General features: G+C 40.1%; 14 protein-coding genes. 13 read left to right on the forward strand and 1 reads right to left on the reverse strand.

Annotated elements, in window-relative coordinates:
* The first annotated feature begins 542 nt into the window (after window positions 1-542).
* The 13 genes from ACJAZP_RS01010 (at window position 543) to ACJAZP_RS01070 (ending at window position 16,369) form a co-directional block, all read left to right on the forward strand.
* On the forward strand, window positions 543-1,118 hold the full coding sequence (locus ACJAZP_RS01010; RefSeq protein ID WP_415228865.1) for a TerD family protein: 576 nt from the start codon (window positions 543-545) through the stop codon (window positions 1,116-1,118).
* 86 nt (window positions 1,119-1,204) lie between these two features.
* Window positions 1,205-1,810, forward strand: coding sequence for a TerD family protein (locus ACJAZP_RS01015; protein WP_415228866.1), 606 nt, complete (start codon window positions 1,205-1,207; stop codon window positions 1,808-1,810).
* Between the two features lie 375 nt (window positions 1,811-2,185).
* Entirely contained in the window at window positions 2,186-3,277 is a 1,092-nt protein-coding gene (locus ACJAZP_RS01020; RefSeq protein ID WP_415228867.1) for a sodium:calcium antiporter, read from the forward strand.
* A gap of 280 nt (window positions 3,278-3,557) precedes the next feature.
* On the forward strand, window positions 3,558-4,643 hold the full coding sequence (locus ACJAZP_RS01025; protein ID WP_415228868.1) for a phosphoribosyltransferase domain-containing protein: 1,086 nt from the start codon (window positions 3,558-3,560) through the stop codon (window positions 4,641-4,643).
* Complete coding sequence (locus ACJAZP_RS01030) at window positions 4,640-5,401, forward strand: HAD family hydrolase (RefSeq protein WP_415228869.1); 762 nt, start codon at window positions 4,640-4,642, stop codon at window positions 5,399-5,401. The genes ACJAZP_RS01025 and ACJAZP_RS01030 overlap by 4 nt, the downstream gene beginning before the upstream one ends.
* Window positions 5,394-6,503, forward strand: coding sequence for a cysteine protease StiP family protein (locus ACJAZP_RS01035; RefSeq protein ID WP_415228870.1), 1,110 nt, complete (start codon window positions 5,394-5,396; stop codon window positions 6,501-6,503). The genes ACJAZP_RS01030 and ACJAZP_RS01035 overlap by 8 nt, the downstream gene beginning before the upstream one ends.
* 30 nt (window positions 6,504-6,533) lie before the next feature.
* Window positions 6,534-7,142, forward strand: coding sequence for an HAD-IB family hydrolase (locus tag ACJAZP_RS01040; protein ID WP_415228871.1), 609 nt, complete (start codon window positions 6,534-6,536; stop codon window positions 7,140-7,142).
* Window positions 7,143-7,327: 185 nt separating this feature from the next.
* Window positions 7,328-7,783: a tellurite resistance TerB family protein gene (locus ACJAZP_RS01045; RefSeq protein WP_415228872.1), complete on the forward strand. Its 456-nt coding sequence runs from the start codon at window positions 7,328-7,330 to the stop codon at window positions 7,781-7,783.
* A 483-nt stretch (window positions 7,784-8,266) separates the two neighbouring features.
* On the forward strand, window positions 8,267-8,758 hold the full coding sequence (gene greB, locus ACJAZP_RS01050) for a transcription elongation factor GreB (RefSeq protein ID WP_415228873.1): 492 nt from the start codon (window positions 8,267-8,269) through the stop codon (window positions 8,756-8,758).
* Between the two features lie 140 nt (window positions 8,759-8,898).
* On the forward strand, window positions 8,899-9,138 hold the full coding sequence (locus ACJAZP_RS01055; RefSeq protein WP_415228874.1) for a GlsB/YeaQ/YmgE family stress response membrane protein: 240 nt from the start codon (window positions 8,899-8,901) through the stop codon (window positions 9,136-9,138).
* Between the two features lie 180 nt (window positions 9,139-9,318).
* Complete coding sequence (locus tag ACJAZP_RS01060; RefSeq protein WP_415228875.1) at window positions 9,319-10,980, forward strand: diguanylate cyclase domain-containing protein; 1,662 nt, start codon at window positions 9,319-9,321, stop codon at window positions 10,978-10,980.
* 274 nt (window positions 10,981-11,254) lie between these two features.
* Window positions 11,255-14,293 carry an EAL domain-containing protein gene (locus tag ACJAZP_RS01065; RefSeq protein WP_415228876.1) on the forward strand — a complete coding sequence of 1,013 codons (3,039 nt, stop codon included), beginning with the start codon at window positions 11,255-11,257 and terminating at the stop codon, window positions 14,291-14,293.
* Between the two features lie 219 nt (window positions 14,294-14,512).
* Window positions 14,513-16,369 (forward strand): diguanylate cyclase domain-containing protein, encoded by a 1,857-nt coding sequence (locus ACJAZP_RS01070; RefSeq protein WP_415228877.1) that lies wholly within the window; start codon window positions 14,513-14,515, stop codon window positions 16,367-16,369.
* A 612-nt stretch (window positions 16,370-16,981) separates the two neighbouring features.
* Here ACJAZP_RS01070 and ACJAZP_RS01075 read toward each other — a convergent pair.
* Window positions 16,982-17,224 (reverse strand): hypothetical protein, encoded by a 243-nt coding sequence (locus tag ACJAZP_RS01075; RefSeq protein ID WP_415228878.1) that lies wholly within the window; start codon window positions 17,222-17,224, stop codon window positions 16,982-16,984.
* Between the last annotated feature and the right edge of the window lie 164 nt (window positions 17,225-17,388).

Consider the following 17,388-nt stretch of genomic DNA (forward strand, 5'->3'; position numbering starts at 1 on the left):
TGTCACTCTCTTTGTGCCCGACTTCGCACTTTTGCACTATTTGTCTGCTAATATTTTCCCGTGATATTATTATCTTTATTACTATTGCCCAGTTTGAGATGCATACCATCATAAAAAACTTTGTATGAATTCACCTTTAAACTGTGTCGATTTGGAATGATAAACAGGATATTTACCTGCGAAATAGGGGCACAGGAAAGCGTGCATTAGCAGGCTGTGAAGAGCATGTAAATGAAACAGAGCCTTTCCCAAAGTTTTGTATGTGCATTTAGGCGATTGTTGTTGAACTATCTAAGAAACCAATAGTCCAATAGTTTCAATGTACTACGTCTTATGCATTTATTTTGGCTTTTTCGGGCTTAAGCAAATAATCCAGCGACTATTGTGGACTTAATGGTCGAATCTTTATTATTTATTTTGGTCGATATGACCTCAGTTAATAGGCTAGTATATCTTGATTTTTACACGTAGAGTTTTTACTCTGCTTCATGTTAGACTCGATTTTAGATTTTATTTTCAATAACTAAAAAGGTGGTATCAGAATGGCTGTTTCTCTACAAAAAGGCGGAAATGTTTCACTAGAAAAAGTTGCTCCAGGTATGTCCAAATGTTTACTCGGTTTAGGCTGGGATGCAAGAAGTACTGACGGAACTGATTTTGACTTAGATGCATCCGGTTTTATGGTTAATGCTGAAGGTAAAGTACTTTCAGACAAAGGTTTTATTTTTTACGGTAACTTAGTTTCTGAGTGTGGTTCCGTTGAACATACTGGAGATAACTTAACCGGCGAAGGCGAAGGTGATGACGAAGCAATTAAAATTGATTTAAGCAAAGTCCCTGCTGATGTGATGAAAATTATTATTGGTGTGACGATTCACGAAGCTGAATCACGCAAACAAAATTTTGGTCAAGTTTCTAATGCTTTCATTCGCGTGGTAAATGCTGAAAACAAAGACGAAGTTGCCCGTTACGACTTATCTGAAGACTATTCTACTGAAACTGCACTGCTTTTCGGTGAATTGTACCGCCACAATGGTGCATGGAAATTTAAAGCAGTCGGTCAGGGTTTTGCCGGTGGCTTAAAAGCGATGGCGCAACAATTTAATGTTAATGTTTAATATTAAATAGAGTTAGCCGACCAATATTTATTCGGGGGAGCATCTGTTCCCCCTTTTTTTTGCATGTCCATATTAAGGAAATAACGATGGCAATTTCATTACAGAAAGGGCAAAAAATCAGCCTTGAAAAAAGCAATGGTTCGAACTTAGAACAAATTTGTGTTGGTGTGAACTGGGGCGCTATTGAAAAGAAAGGATTATTTGGCGGCAAAAAAAAGGTTGCCGTTGACCTGGATGCAAGTTGTATTGTTTTTGATGCTAATAATGAAGTCATAGACACTGTCTATTTCGGTAAATTGGCAACCCAAGGAATCAAACACTCCGGTGATGATAGAACAGGCGATCTAGATGGTGATGACGGATTGGACAATGAAATAATCACACTAAATTTAAATGGCCTAGACAGCAAAGCTCATCAAATAGTCTTTGTTTTAAACTCTTACAGTGGTCATGATTTTAAAACCATTCCTTTTGCTTCTATCCGTTTGTATGAAGGTACTCCAACTCGTGTAAACAATGTTTATGCAACCTATGATGTTACCAATGACCCGCAATTTTCAGGCGCGCTTTCAATGGTATTGGGTAAATTCTATTTACATAATAAAAATTGGAAATTTTCTGCTATTGGTGAACCGACTAAAGACAGTAAATTGCCTGGCATGATAGAGACAGTCAAAAGACATTACTTATAATTTTCTTTGCATATAACCAGTCTTAATATCAATGATGTAACCTGACGCTGTTTTTTGTGATCAATAAGTTATCCACTTTTCTCTTTACATTTAATGACGCTAAACTATCATGGGACATAAAATGGCATTCTTTTTGCGAAAGGCGATAGCGTCTGTTTAAAAAAGAGTGCTTCCATGCGCATTGTCTGAGGATTATTCTTCATAAACCGTCTTAATTTTTGGCGAATTATTCCGTCATAAAGGAGAGTAGAAATTTAAAGTAATGGGCCGGGTTACTCAGGTGAGCTACATGAAATGGCTGTCACCTATTGAATTAATATTACATAACATTTTTTATGTTATGTAAAACGTACTGAATATAATTAGAGAGTTGAAATGAACACAATGGAAAACGTATGGCCCTTTTTATTAATTATTTTTTCATGTTATTTATTAAAATACGCATGTGATACTTTTGAGCAAAGCGCCTCTTATTTAGGGAGGAAATTCCCACCCGGCGTGAAGGGTGCAACCGTCAATGCAGTCGGATCAAGTATGCCTGAAATGTGCGTAGTGATTGCAACTTTGTTCTGGTTTGGCGACCCGTCATTAGTGATGGTGGCATTAGGTGTGACAGCGGGATCTGCAATATTTAACGGCTGTGTTATACCGGCGCTTTCTATTATTATGGCAAAAGATGAGGACGGCACCGCCGTTAAATCTATTAAATTAACCAAACGAGTATTAATAAGAGACGTATTTTGGGTGTTAACGGCAGAATTTGCATTGATCATCTTTCTCGGGTTTAATCATTTTTCTTTATGGATGGCTGTCGTATTAAACATCATCTATTTATTTTACGCCGTTCACTTATATATTGATTCAAAACGTGAGCAGGAAGGTGATGACGAAGAACAATATGAGTATGAAGAAATTAATGATCGCGGCGTATTTTTAAATTTAATTACATTTAACTTCAATACATTATTTTTCTCAAACAGACCCTTTACATTAGTATCGTCTCTGGTTGTTTTAATTTTAGCTATTGCTATTATTTCCGGCTCTTCGTATCTGTTAGTTGAAGGTGTCTTAGGCAGCGCATCGGTGCTCGGCGTACCTGAATTTTTTGCCGGATTAATATTTGGATCTGCGGCATCTTCTGTTCCTGATTTAATGTTGTCACTCAAAGACGCGCAAAAAGGAGAATATGAAGATGCGGTTGCTAATCCGCTAGCATCAAATACCTTTGATACAACTATCGCTTTTGCATTACCTTTGCTGGTTTGGTTCCTCATTAATGGTATTGACTCATTACCTTTGGTTCAAGATGATAGTTTAACCTTGTTACGCTGGTCTATTGTTGGTATTACCGGGGGCGTTGCAGCAAGCTTGATTTTTAACTACAAAAAAGTAACTAAAAATGTTGCTTACTTTCTGTTAACCATGTTTGTTGTTTGGGCTGGTGTTATGTATGTAATGATTGGCTAAATTAATTTAATTAATAACGCTTGATATTGAAGCTCCAACATTCAGCTTTTTTGTGGTTATGATCACTTACGAGCTTGATTGATGGAGCTTTATCTTTATTGACCATTTATACTCAGCGAACAATCAGCAGTAGCTATGTTCCGAGTACAAATAATACACTGCGTGAAAGCTGAGATAATGATTCACTTTGCAATTCAGCTCAGATTTTAGAGCAATACACTTTAAGCTGGAAAATGAATGCGACAGGTTTATTTAAAACATTAAATTAAGTAAAGACACTATGAATTACAATTTTGAAACGCAAGCGGGGCTTATTTCGCTTAATGTCCTAAATACAAAAAAACCAGTTGAAGAATTATTAACCTTTGCTTGCCGGCAAAATCCCAAGCGCAGTTTTATGCTTGTCAGCAAAGTGCTTGGTCGTTATGTTCCCACCAAGCCCAATGTGATGAGAGACGTTTATGATTCATTATCCGAGTCTCTGGGAGAGGATTATTCAACTTATGTTGTGAGCCTCGCTGAAGCCGCAACGGGACTCGGGGCAGGGGTTGCCGATAGTTTAGCAAGAGACCAGCAAGAAAGTGTCTATTTTCAGCATACGACGCGTCATAAATTGAATCGCCCTTTGTGGTTTTGTGTTGATGAAGCACATAGTCATGCGGTTGATCATATGTTCTATGCACCTCAAGCAGTTTTGCTTGAAGGTATCGTACAAAGTAAACGTTTGGTGATTGTCGATGATGAGATAACCACGGGTCGAACCATTAAATTGCTGATCACTCGATTATTAAAACATTTAATGAATATCGAAGAAATTGTGATTATTTCATTAGTTAATTTAGTCGATAAAAAACAGAGTTTATCTATAACAGATTTTAATATCCCGGTTCGTTATGTGTCGTTAATGGAAGCTCAAATATCCATGGCGAAAAAAGAAAGTTTTAAACCTCAATTACCGGATAACGCAGATACCGGCTTATGTGAATCACTTTCATCGGATCAACTCGGGCGCTGCGCGATGTTAATGCCTTATTCAGGTCACCTGCCAAGTATTGAGTCATCAAAAGAGATGACCATTATCGCTAATGGTGAGCATCAATATATTCCTTTCCTGATTGCTGAAAAACATCAACAAGCAGGTTGTGATGTGCTGTATCAATCTATTAACCGCTCTCCTTTACTGTTGGGAGAATCGATTGAGAAAAAACTATCTTTTGCTTTTGACAACACTAATGTCGAACATTACCTTTATAATTTTGAACAAGGTAATAGAGACGTGTACGTATTATTAGAAAATGAAAGTGCAAGAGAAACCCATGAGTTTGCAAGTAAATACCCTTTAACAAAATATGAGGCTCTTAAATGACTCAGTCGTCTCGTGTCTTTGTGTTCACCGATTTAGATGATAGTTTGTTTAGCAGTAAAAGAAAACATACAAAAACGGCTGATAGTCAGGTAGCTTCTATTAACAAATCGGGTCAAATAGAATCCTATGCCACACTGCAGCAGCAGAAATTAGTGCAGATGTTCACGATGTTGAAAGCCTCATTTATTGCGGTAACAGGGCGCAGAACGAGTTCATACGCGCATTGTATTATTGATCAGGTGAGCAACAGTGAATATGCCATTGTTTCTCATGGGGCGCTGATTTTAGATGATAACGCCGCATTATTGCCCTGCTGGATTAAGTATTTAAATAACAATTATGATATGAAACACTGGCAGGAAAAACTGACTCAGACACATTGTCAGCTGATTGATTATTTTAGCGCCATAAAATGTGAGGCTCGTGTTCGCTTGATCGTAGATCATGATATTTGTACCTATATCTGCATAAAAATCCCTACTCATAACCTACAGGAAAGCTTGTTAACTAAGATTAACTTATATTTACAGCAACTCGACTTTAGCATTCATGGCAATGAAGGTAACTTCGCCGTATTGCCACCCTATGCGAGTAAAGAATTAGCGGTTAACTACTTGGTAAAAAAGCTAAATATGTCTGATAAAGATGTGATTTTCGGGATCGGAGACAGTTTGTCTGATCTGCCCTTTATGCGCAATTTAGATTTTGCTATCTTTCCTAAATCCAGCCAAATAATGAAAGCTATCTCCCATGTTTAATAATTTACCCTCAGATAAAAGCCCTTTGTTGGGCAGCTATTGCGCAGAAGATTGTTTATTTCTGTTAAAAAACATCAAACCTAAATTTTATACTATTGAAGATAAGGAGCGCTTAATTCAAACCGGTGTCATGCATTATTCAGAAATGGTGAGTCAAGAAAGCGCTCCGTCGAAGGACTATTATGAGCTGTTTGTAAAGCTGACTGCGCAATACAAACAACGCCTCGCGGTTGAAGTTTTACAATTAGCCAAAAAAATTATTGAAAATCGTCACGGTGATATCTGTCTTGTTTCTTTGGTGCGGGCTGGCACGCCAATCGGAGTGTTATTAAATCGTGCGATCAATGCGTATTCACAGGTCAATTCAGCGCATTATTCTATCAGTATCATTCGCGATAAGGGCATAGATGAAAATGCTCTGGACTACCTTATTTTTGATCAAAAAATAAAACCTGAAAGCATCGTTTTTGTGGACGGTTGGACCGCCAAAGGAGTGATGACCGAAGAACTGAAAAAAGCAGTCCAGCATTATAATATGCGCCGTAACCTCAATCTATCTGAACAATTATTTGTTATTTCAGATATCGGTGGTACAGCAGATTTTTCAGCTACTTATGATGATTATGCTATACCAAGTGCATTAATGAATTCGACCGTGAGCGGCTTAGTCAGCCGTTCGGTCTTGAATGAGCAGATAAAAGCGGATGATTTTCATGGCTGTATTTCATATTCTCACCTGGAGAATCACGACCGTTCCAACTGGTTTATTGATCAAATTACAGATTGTTTTAAGTTAAGTGATTTTCAATCCCCATTACAAAATGAAGCACTTTCTGCACAAACGCGGCAGTCGATGACTCGCACTTTTTTGCAGGAAATTATGCGCGAGCATCATGTTTCTAATAAAAACAGGATCAAGCCGGGTATTGCCGAAGCGACAAGAGTGATGCTTCGAAGAGTACCTGATTTATTAATAGTGAAGGATAAACTTAACCCCAGTACCGTCCATTTATTAAAACTGGCCAGAGAAAAGAATATTGATGTTGTTGAAATGAATGAGATGCCGTTTGGTGCATGCGCATTAATTAAAGACGTTAAATAAGTTTCATGCCCTCGCAAAAAGAAGATAAAAATGAAAATAGCACTGTTTGATTTTGACGAAACCTTAATTCAAGAAAATTCTCTAAATTTTTTGTTTAAGCATTTTTTAGGTAACAGACCATTAGCAATACAATTATTACCCCTGTTGTTTAAGACTTCCACTTATCAACAGGGGATTAAAGTTTCGATTAAAACCTATTTATACAAAAAATCATTACATGGGAAAAAGCGGGAACAGCTGTTTGACGCTGGTCTCGCATTATTTGATAAAGTCACTCCAATTATTGAAGTGGTAGATATTATGAAAAATTTAAATGATGCCGGCATTGAAATATGGATTGTTACGGCATCACCAGAGTCGTATATAGCCGGTATTGTGGAAAAGCTCGGTTGGCCCGTTAAGCGCGTGATTGGTACCTCTATAGTAGAGCAGAATGGCTTGCTGACGGGTGAAATTGAAAGTGAGTGCCAGGAACAGGAAAAAGTAGTGCGCTTAAACAGCGTTTTTAGTGGCAATGATGAGCGCTATGATATTACTCAGGCATTTGGCAATTTACCGGTTGATATTCCGATGTTGAAAATGGCTGATAAAAGCTTTTACGTGCTGAACGAGGTTGTGAAACCATTTAATGTGGAGTAGCTTACTGATACGGTTATAGTTATCTTAATAATAATTTATGCTGTATTGTTTGGTACTGAGCCTTACATTTCTATCAATGTAAAAGGTTGCAGAATAAAGAGTTAGTAATTACCATATAAGTCCCTGCCTTTGATTACAATGCAGGATAAAATTTAAATATTAATTAGTAAAAAGAGGATTTAGAAATGGGTTTATGGGATAATTTGAAAGGCAAAGCCAATGAAATGAATGACGGCTTACAAAAAAATATTGGTAAGTTTAAAAACCAAAAATTTTCCGATGCTTCAATGGCAATGTGTGCTTTAGTCGCAGCAGCTGACGGCAGTATAGATGCTTCAGAGCGCAGTAAAACGGCTGCATTTATAATGAGTAATGAAAGTTTGCAAGTGTTTGATGCTAGCGATTTGAAAACTAAATTTGATTACTATTGTGATAAATTAACCGCTGATTTTGACTTTGGACGTATTGATGCAATACAGGCGATAAGTAAATTGAAAGGTAAGGAAGATCAAGCTCGAGCTTGTATCCAGCTTGGTATCATTATTGGTGGCGCTGATGGTGATTTTGATCCAGATGAAAAGAAAGCCATTAAAGATGCATGTCTTGCAGTTGGCATTAGTCCTGCTGATTTCGATTTATAATATATTATTAATGCGGTGTTCGCGGTGGGGTAAATCATATGTCTATGAAGTTACCCCCATTTTTTATAAAACAGATTCTTTCTGTGCGCACCGCTTTCAATTTATGCATAAAAAGATAAAGCGTTTTTGATGACCGGAAAGATGCGCCTCGATCTCCTTCGAGCCTATACAAGACTTGGAAAGTGATCACCGTTCATCTTATTGTCATTACGGTAAAACTCTGAAAAATTAGTAACTTGTTTTTTCTCCTTTTTAATTTAATCGATACGTCACTCAACTTGTTCTTCCAATGTGCTTTTAACTGCCATTTGTACCCGCGTTTAACCCCATTATTTAAGTCTATCAATTAAGCTGCACTGCTTAAGCGTATTTTTAATAACAATAATAAAAGACAGATCAGAAATTTTTGATTGGTAAGCACTTTTAAATTAAGGGTAAACTGCATATATTAATAGCTGATATTTCAAAAAACGGGAAGCGATATTGCCAACCAATTTAATTACCCCAGAAGGTTATGAAAAACTTCAGTCAGAACTAGATTATCTGTGGAAAGAGCATCGTCCTGAGATCACCGAGAAAGTGGCGTGGGCCGCGAGCTTAGGCGATCGATCAGATAACGCTGATTATAAGGAAAATAAGCGGATTTTAAGACAGATAGATTCTCGTATTCGTTTTTTAACAAAACGTCTTGAGCAAGTCACTGTTGTTGTGCCCCATCCTGCGCAACGGGGCCGGATATTTTTTGGTGCATGGGTTGATATTGAAAATGCGCAAGGTCAACAAAAATGCTTTAAAATTGTAGGTCCGGATGAAATATATCAACGTGGTGAGTTGCAGCAGCGTAAAGATTACATTTCCGTCGATAGTCCAATGGCCCGCGCATTATTAAAATGTGAAGTAGACGATGAGGCGTTGGTGACAACCCCCTCGGGCATCATTTGCTGGTACATTAATAAAATCAGATACGAGTTATAATCGGATACGCCGGCAGTGATAATGCATTTTATACTTCGTAAAATGCTTTAAACTCCAGCTGAGTAATGAGTAATGAGTAATGAGTATTTTATTCAAACTCATATAAAACATAAAAGATCATACAAGTTAAGGAGAATACTGTGTCATTAATTGCATTTTTAATTATTGGATCTGTTGCCGGCTGGTTAGCCGGTCAACTGACAAAAGGCTCTGGTTTTGGGCTCATCGGAAACATTGCCATTGGCATCGTTGGTTCATTTGTTGGTGGTTTTACCTTTAGACTGCTTGGTCTGCATTCCGGGAGTTTTATTGGTTCAATCGTTACGGCAACGGTTGGGGCGGTCATTTTGCTGTACGTTGTACGTTTAGCTAAGTCATAATTTACCAATACATAATTTATTTTCCAGCAGCCGGAGCTGAAAATCCATTCCGCCGATCTGCAATGTTTTAACACGATAGTCGCTGCGGTATAAAAACCCAAGCTGCTAATAAAAATGCCGTAAAGCAGATTTTGTTTATTGGTAAAACCTAAATTCGTATTGACAGAGCAGGGAATGAACATGAATGAAATGATAAAAGTAGTAGCCAGGCGTACTGGATTTTTTCCCTTTCAATACTCTAAAAATTTTATTGCTGCTTTTTTGCTGGTAAGCATTGCCAGCGTCTTACGCGTATGGCCATTAAACGCTATTGGAGATGAAATCACCTGGTTTACTTTTTATCCTGCAGTGATTGTGGCAATACTTTATGGCGGGATTTCCGCAGGTTTAATAGCCACCTTACTGGCATGTTTAACGGTGGTGTTTTTATGGCCACTATTGGCAGATCAGCCCTTAATAAATAACCTTTTTGATCTGTTCGAGATGATTATTTTTGTCCTGATTTGCAGTTATATCTCCTACCTTAACGGGATTATAAAACGCACTCGAGTGCAGCTGGAAAAAGCACAGTCGGTGTCTCAGTCAGAGGCTCAAGGTTTGCAATTTATTAGAAAAATCATTGATTCTGTGCCTGATATGATAGGTTATTGGAATAAAGATTTACGCTGCCAATTTGCTAATAATGCATTCACTAAGTGGTTTACTAAGTCTCCTAAAGATCTTATTGGCCTGTCCTTTAGGGAATTTGCAGGGGAGCAGTTATATGCCCTTAATGAACCCTATATTCTGAAGGCGCTGGCGGGCGAAGTGCAGCGCTTTGAGCGGACCCTGAAAAAAGAAAATGGCAGTATTAGCCATATCATCGCACATTATATTCCCGATTTTGATGTTGATGGCGCTGTTCAAGGTTTTTCAATTCAATCTAGCGAAGTCACCTCTCTAAAAGAAACTGAAGCGCAGCTAAAATTAGCCGCTTGTGTCTTTGATAGTACAGTCGATGGTATTTTGATAACCGATGCCAATGGAATCGTTTTGTCTGTTAATCCGGCCTTCAGTTTGATCACCGGTTATAGCGCAGATGATGCGATCGGTCAGACACCCCGCTTTCTTAAATCGTACCGTCATAGTGATGAGTTCTATGTCCTAATGTGGAAAAAGATAACCACAAAGGGTCAGTGGTATGGCGAAATATGGAATCGCCGAAAAGATGGTGCTCTTTTTTTAGAACGACTGACCATTAGCATAGTCCGCGATGAACAGGGCAAACCGCTAAGATATGTCTCGGTATTTAACGATATTACTGATCTTTGGCATAAAGATGAACATCTCAAGCATTTGGCTTTTTATGATGCCTTGACCGATTTACCAAACCGAACCTTACTGATGGAGCGCTTAGACCAAAAAATAGTAAATTGTGAACGTCAGCAGTTCAAACTGGCGGTGATGTTTCTTGACCTTGATGGGTTTAAATTAATTAATGACAAATATGGCCATAATGTCGGAGACGAGTTGCTTAAAGTTATCTCCAAGAGGTTGTTAGAATTTCTGCGGCAATCGGATATTGTTGCCCGTTTGGGGGGAGATGAATTTGTTTTTGTTATCAATAATCCCAAAGCAAAAGATGAAATTTTGCAGGTTGCCGAGCGAATTGTAAGCACGATTAATGCGCCTGTTGAACTGCCTGGTATCGCTCTTGAAATCGGCGCATCCGTTGGTATTTCAATGTTCCCGGCTGATGGACTAAAATCGATGGATTTAATTAAAAAAGCAGATCAAGCCATGTACTTATCAAAAGCCTCAGGCAAGAATGCGGTTCATTTTTTTGTGCCCGAATCTGATTAAATATATTATGGCAAATGGGTTATCGCTACCGGCAAAAGTCAATGGGATCGCCTCTTTGTTGCACAACACTAAATCATTCAGGCATTGACAAAAATATCAATATAAAAAAGTAACTGAGGGCCTTTAATTCAATTGTTATTTTATTTGTACAGATATTTCCACATATAAATATTAACTATACATCAAATGGCTATGAGCTATTTTTGTGCTTAATTGTTATTCTTGTCAGTCTGCCTTCAAAACAATATAAAACGCTTAATAGAGTAAAATTCACATGAACCATTTTGGCCTTCTCACGTTAATTCATAATGCCGCTTTATTACTGGCAATGTTTTTCATCTATGATGCGGCAGCCACCCGCAGCCGAAGCATATCCCATTCTCTCTGGGCTATTTTCTCAGGTATTGCGATGGGATTGGTCGGTATCGTTATCATGCTCACGCCATGGGAATATGCGCCGGGCATTATTTTTGATGCCCGTTCAGTACTGCTCGGGATATCGGGATTGTTTTTTGGCACTATTCCCACGTTAATTGCGATGCTAATAACCGCAACATTGCGTTTCTTTCAGGGCGGAGACGAATCTGTAATTATCGGCATTTTGGTGATTTTTACTTCGGGCACCCTCGGCATTGCTTGGCGCTATTATCGTCAGAAACCTTTGTCTGCACTGTCCTTTGGTGAAATATACCTGTTTGGGTTCGGCATCCACGGGGTAATGTTGGCGCTGATGTTTGTTTTTCCCTGGGATGAGGCGTTAGCAGTACTTTCTAATATCAGTCTTCCGATCTTGCTTATTTACCCTTTAATAACCTCCACGCTAGGAATGCTGTTTGTCCATCGACTGCGGCGTAACCAAAACGAAGCTGCGCTACAGGAAAGTGAATTTCTGTTCCGTTCTCAATTTGATCTGGGCAGCATCGGGATTGCCATTACCCATCCGGACAAAGGCTGGTTAAGGGTAAATCCCCGGTTTTGTAAAATGCTTGGGTTTAGCGAAAAAGAACTGCTGTGCCTGAGCTGGCCTGAGCTGACTCATCCTGACGATCTGCATCTTGAATTACACCAATATGACCGTATGCTGATAAGCGAAAGTGACGGTTATTCGCTCGATAAACGCTTCATCGGTAAGGATGGGCAGAGCGTTTATGCCCACATGACTATTTCCTGCTATCGAGTAGATGGTGCTGTCCAGTTTGTGATTGCCGGTATATTAGATACCACGGACAGTAAACATGCCGAAGACAAAATACGGGCAAGAAAGGAGCAGCTTACTTCCGTCTTGTCAGGCAGTGACCTGGGGTTCTGGGACTGGAATATCGAAGCCAATACAGTGCAAAGAAATGCGCGCTGGGCAGAGATGCTGGGATACAGCTTTGCGGAGATTGACAATGACAACATTATCAACACCGATGGGATTCACCCCGATGATTGTGAGGCTGTCTGGCAATCAGTGACTGATCACCTGGAAGGGCGAACTGCGCAACACAAAATTGAATATCGTAGGCGTACCAAACAGGGAGAGTACAAGTGGATCTTAGATTGTGCCAAAATAGTTAACTACGGGCAGGATCGGCGTCCATTGCGGATGAGCGGGACGCATACCGATATCACCGATCGCAAGTTAGCTGAAGAGTCGATGCAACTGGCTTCTATGGTTTATCAAAATAGCCAAGAGGCAATGACGGTTACCGACAGCAATGGCAATATCATTACCACCAATCCTGCGTTTACAAAAATGACGGGGTATGGCGCCGCTGAAATCACCGGAAAGAGCCATAAAGTGATCGTTTCCAAAGAGCAGGATAAGCGGGTTTATCAACGCATGGAAATCGCCCTCAAGAGTACCGGCCATTGGCGGGGAGAGATCAATTGCTGCCACAAAAATGGTGAAAATTATATCGTCTTGCTGGGCATCAACTCCATTTATAATAAAGATAGATCGCTTCACCGCCGGGTGGCACAGTTCTATGATATTACGGATAGGAAAAAATCTGAAAAAATCATCTGGCGACAGGCAAACTTCGACAATTTAACCGGCCTGTCCAATCGTCATATGTTCCATGAGCGGCTGATTCATGAAAGAAATAAAGCCGAGCGTAGAGGCCTGGGTGTGGCCTTGCTGTTTCTCGATCTTGATCGCTTTAAGGCGGTCAACGATACTCTGGGTCATGATATGGGCGATCTGCTTCTTATCGACGTCGCACAGCGGCTGCGTAACTGTGGACGGAAAAGCGATTTGGTCTCTCGCTTTGGAGGAGATGAGTTTACTCTGATCCTGGGCGGGTTGAAAAATACTCAATGTGTAGAACGTGTTGCACAAAAGATCCTGCGCGAATTATCAGAGCCATTCTTGCTGGGTGGGCAAAACATTTATATTACCCCAAGCATTGGCATAACCCTCTATCCCGAAGACGGGAAAGATTCCGGAATGCTGTTGAAAAATGCCGATCAAGCCATGTATTCGGCCAAGGAGAAGGGGCGGAACTGCTACCACTATTTCACCAGCGCGATGCAGGCACGGGCACAACGTCGGGGACAACTGGCGAACGATTTACGCCATGCACTAAAAAACAATCAGCTCGAGCTTTACTATCAGCCGATTGTAGAATTGGCGTCAGGTAAAATCTGTAAAGCCGAAGCTTTGATCCGCTGGCATCATCCTGAACTTGGTATGGTAAGCCCCGCAGAATTTATCCCCGTTGCCGAAGAGACCGGCACCATTATTGAGATTGGTGACTGGGTGTTTCGCCAGGCGGTCGATCAAGTCGCCCAATGGCGACTTGAGTATCATGATGATTTTCAGATAAGTATTAATAAATCTCCGGTACAGTTCCGGGAGGGAGGAAGTGACATAACCAGCTGGTTGGAACACCTGCTGGCACTCGGGCTGCCCGGTCAGGCTGTGGTTATTGAGATCACCGAAGGTCTGCTGCTTGATGGCAGTAGGATCGTGATGGATAAGCTGCTGGCGTTCCGTGATTCCGGAATAGGGGTTTCACTTGATGATTTTGGGACAGGCCATTCATCCATGTCCTACCTTAGAAAGTTTCACATCGATAACCTAAAAATCGATCAGTCCTTTGTGCGCGATCTTAATGCGCATTCAGATAACATGGTACTGTGTGAAGCAATCATCATTATGGCCCACAAACTGGGCATGAAAGTCATCGCGGAAGGGATCGAAACTGAGGAACAACGCAGTTTGCTGAGTGCCGCCGGATGTGATTATGGGCAGGGTTATCTATTTTCTAAACCGCTACCGGAAGATGCATTCAGCCGTTTGTTGCTCGGTCATTCCCAAGTAATGTGATAGATCAATTTGCAGATTAAAATGTTTCAGGAAAGTCGATTTTATTCGAAATGCCCACGCTGAAATTGTGAATGTGATCGCCAGCTAAAGATAAATTTTAATTTACAATAGTATGTCGGGTATAAAACTGACGGGTAAAGTCGAATAAATAGGAAAAATGTTGCACACATTTTCCGTAATAATGACAGTTTTTAACTGTTTGATTGGAGAATTTTAAAAATGGAACAAAGCAACAAACCAGTAGTAAACAAGGTTGAGGATTCCATTCAAATCAATCCCATTGCAGAGGGGCCACTACCGGATCCTATAGCAGATTTCATCAAACTGTCCAGTGTCGAAGGTGATCTGCTGTTCTGGCAATGGGAACAAAATTCGCAAATAGTCGAATTCTATACGTCAGAAAAAGTAGCGCATAAACTAAACTTACAGAGCCTGGGCGAACATATCACCCACTTGATAGCATCACGGATTAATGATTTAACCCGTGATGATAGCTGCAGTGAAAAGCATGAAATTAAAATGTTGGGCCCTCAAGGCGAGCCGATATGGAAAAAGATTTCCGTGTTGTTTTTTTTGGGAGCGGATGGTCAAGTTGAACGGGCGGTCGGCACCGTGCAGGACATCTCGAATTTAAAATCCATACAATTGGCGCTTGAAAACCAACTCGATTTTATCAATACGCTTTTGGATGGTTTGAACAGTCCGGTATTTTTTAAAGACGAAAAACTGGTATACCGGCATTGTAATAAAGCTTTTGAAGAATACTTGGGCAAGTCAAGGAAGGAGATCCTTGGCAAGACGGTATTTCAATTGTGTCCCCCGCATTTGGCGGATATTTATCAACGGGCTGATCTGGAACTCCTTGAGCAGCGCTTACCACAGATTTATCAAACAAAAGTGCGTTCAGCCGATGGCAACGAGCGTAACGTCATCTTCAATAAATCGGTGGTGCTCAACAAAAAGGGCAAGATAACCGGCATGATTGGCATTATCAATGACATTACAGAGCGCGTCCAGATAGAAAATCGACTGCAGAGAATAATGGATATCAAAGACGCTATCATGGAGATAAACCGCGCGGCTATTGATATCAACACCTCTGAACAGTTTTACGCGATTGTCCTCGACTGTATTCTTTCGGCCATGAAATCGGCTGAAATTTGTAATTTTCTGATACTTGATTCTACCGGCAATTTGAACATGGTGGCTGCCAATGGATTATCTAACGTATGTGAAGCACCGGTATCTGTGGAATTGGAAAAATCTATCGCCTGGCATGCCATGGCAGGCAAAACTAAAAGTTGTTTCTGTATCGAGGATATCCAAGCATTTTCCGCGCATAAATGCATAGAATCGCATGCTCTTCTACAGCAACTTAAAATACGTTCGATGCTTGGTGCGCCTATTTTCAACGAAGGCAAGCTGATCGGATTCATCACCGTCTGCAGCCGCAGTATCAATGCCTATGATGAAACGGATCTGTTTGTTATGGAATACGTACGAACCCAGATAATCCAGGTCCTTAATCGCCAATTTTTGTATGAAAAAAATGTTGTTCTGGCACGATATGATAGTTTGACGGGCCTATTGAACCGCAGATATTTTGATGAATTATTTGAAATTCATCAAAAGCGCGCTCAACGTTATGATGAAAAATTTCATTTAGTCGTAATAGATCTTGATAATTTCAAAAATATTAATGACCAACGTGGCCATCTTTGCGGGGACGCGGTGCTTGTCGATTTCGCTAAACAGTTGACATCCTCGTTTCGTGAATCCGATATTATCTGCCGCTTTGGTGGTGATGAATTCCTGGTGGTGTTGATCGATATAACTGTCAATAATTTGCTGCACAAGATTGAATTACTACAAAAAAAATTGACCACCGTCCCTCTGATCTACCAGGAAGAAAGCCTGCCATATAGTTTCAGTTTTGGCGTTGCCGAGTGGCCCGCAGACGGAGCCAATTTGGATCTCCTGACTTGCCATGCTGATATTGAAATGTACAAGAACAAGCGTGCGTCAAAACAACAAGCTAAACCAAACCAGTCAAACAACAGGATGTTCACCGTTTAATTGGTGATCCTTTTATGATCCTTAGCAGGTGGTTTAGAAATAGATTGTACCTCTTTAAAAAGAGGTACATTGATGAATATCAATGGTTTCGGTGATCTGCTATGTACTGGTTTTAATTTATTGCTTATTCTGAAAATTATTATTCTGAAAACTATTGTTCTGAAAAACTGAATCTGATGGGGCATATAACCAACTAAGCAATTGTTCACACCACCATAAAGGATTATCCATAGGGATGTCATGGCCATCTAGTTTATTATTGACTAACGTCACTTGCCATCGAATAAGCAGTGCTCAAGTTGCTTGATAACTGACTAATTTATCTTGAGTTGAGAATGTAAAAAGAAGCCGGCAATCCGGTTTATTTATTGTGAACCTTAATGCAGCAAACAACGGGATAACAAAATCAACTCTCCTCATCGAATGCTGCCTGTCAATCGAAACCCAATGACGGACTCTCTTTGAAAGGGACGTGCCCATGACATTCTGAGTATTTTTAAGTAGTTTTTAGGTGGCAAATGTTGATAAACGGACTGAATTTTTTTGTACTGCTATTGATACAAAGCAAACTACCGACTTCACTAGGGGACATTTCTGCCTATTTTAAGTCAATCATGCCACCCAGTAAAAGCGCTGTAATATCGACTTAGTATGCGCTGAAAGTAGAGAACGGAGACTATTTACCATCGCTTCGATTGAGCAGAGTGATAGTTCACAAGACAGCTCTCCGCAGCTTGAAATATCAACGGCGTTGATCTTTTTGTGTGAAAACACGGCTTGAAGTTTCTCCGTGAAGTGAACCCAATGTTGTTTGCCGCGAAAAATCCCCCTCAGCAATACAATACCAGCCGTCATAAATATTCCTTCTGAAGCTCGTCGCAGCTGCGCTTTTATTTTTACAGCCCGATCTTAGCAAAAAGCTTTTCCTCTATTTTAGCGCGCAACGATATCCACTGCTCAGGCTGCAATTATCGATATTAAGGTGTAGCATATGACAATAATATATTGTCTCAAAAGGA

The organism is Psychromonas sp. (genome assembly GCF_047632955.1).
GTDB lineage: Bacteria > Pseudomonadota > Gammaproteobacteria > Enterobacterales > Psychromonadaceae > Psychromonas.